The 1,216-nt window shown below is 30.8% G+C and carries 1 protein-coding gene; it reads right to left on the minus strand.

Annotated features, from left to right (window positions below):
- Nucleotides 1-62 precede the first annotated feature (62 nt).
- Complete coding sequence (locus FDK22_RS15625) at nucleotides 63-1,133, minus strand: IS481 family transposase (RefSeq protein WP_138153921.1); 1,071 nt, start codon at nucleotides 1,131-1,133, stop codon at nucleotides 63-65.
- Nucleotides 1,134-1,216 lie beyond the last annotated feature (83 nt).

The following is a 1,216-nucleotide window of genomic DNA, read 5'->3' on the forward strand; positions in this document are numbered from 1 at the left end:
TGTACAAAACTAGACTTGACCTGACACAGCACAATTTCTCCTGAAATTTTTTGTCAGTTATTTCATGACGCCGTATCTTGTGACTCTGTAGGATTATAACCAATCATCTTGACTTTGGCAAGATGTTTGCTTTTTTCAAAGCATTCCATAGGAGTCATACCCTCACAATTTCTACCCTGATGAGTACGTTCAAAGTTATAGTGTTGTAGCCATTTGTCTAAATCATTTTGTAATTCCTCCATTGTTTTATAAATTTTAGTTCTAAAGGCAACATTGTAAAACTCTTGTTGAATTGTTTTATGGAACCTTTCACAAATTCCATTTGTTTGTGGGGATTTAGCTTTTGTAAATGTATGATCTATCTCTTCAATAGTTAAATATAATTCATATTCATGGTGTTCTCTTTGACCTTTATATTCAGTTCCTCTGTCTGTGAGCATTCTTAATAGTTTTACATCATGTGTATCATAGAATGGTACAACTTTATCATTAAGTAAATCAGCAGCTACAAGAGCATTTTTACGGTCATATAACTTACAAAAAGCAACTTTGGCATAGGTATCAATATATGTTTGTTGATAGATTTTTCCTATACCTTTCACTGTACCTACAAAGTATGTATCTTGAGAGCCTAAATAACCAGGGAAAAGTGTCTCTATTTGACCATGTGCGATTTTCTCTTCTTTTGCATTTTCAAGTGCTTGTACTTGAGCTTCTGTAAGGATAAAGTTTTCTTGTGCTGATTTCTCTTCTAAAGCTTTTAATCTAAGCTTCATTGTTTGAAGGTTATGTCTTAACCATATACTTCTAACTCCACCTGGAGATAGAAATATACCTTTCTTTTTTAGTTCATTACTAGCTCTTAATTGTCCATGTGCAGGAAATTCTATTGCAAAATCTAAAACTGCATCTTCAATTTCTTTAGCTATTCTATTTTTATAATTTGGTTTTTTACGACTTACTTCTTGTAAACCATCTTCACCTTGTTCATCATATAGTTTTTTAAATCTATAAAAACTATCTCTACTATATCCAAATACTTTACAAGCTCTTGATACACTTCCTAATTCGTGAGCAAGATTTAATAATCCTAGTTTATTCTTTATGATTTTTTCTTGTGTATGTAGATTCATTTTAATTTCTCCTAAATCTATTATCTAGGAGAAATTGTACTTTATTTTTTAGTAAATTGTCAGATTAAGTCTTAACTAGTACA

It is taken from the genome of Arcobacter arenosus (assembly GCF_005771535.1).
Classification (GTDB): domain Bacteria; phylum Campylobacterota; class Campylobacteria; order Campylobacterales; family Arcobacteraceae; genus Halarcobacter; species Halarcobacter arenosus.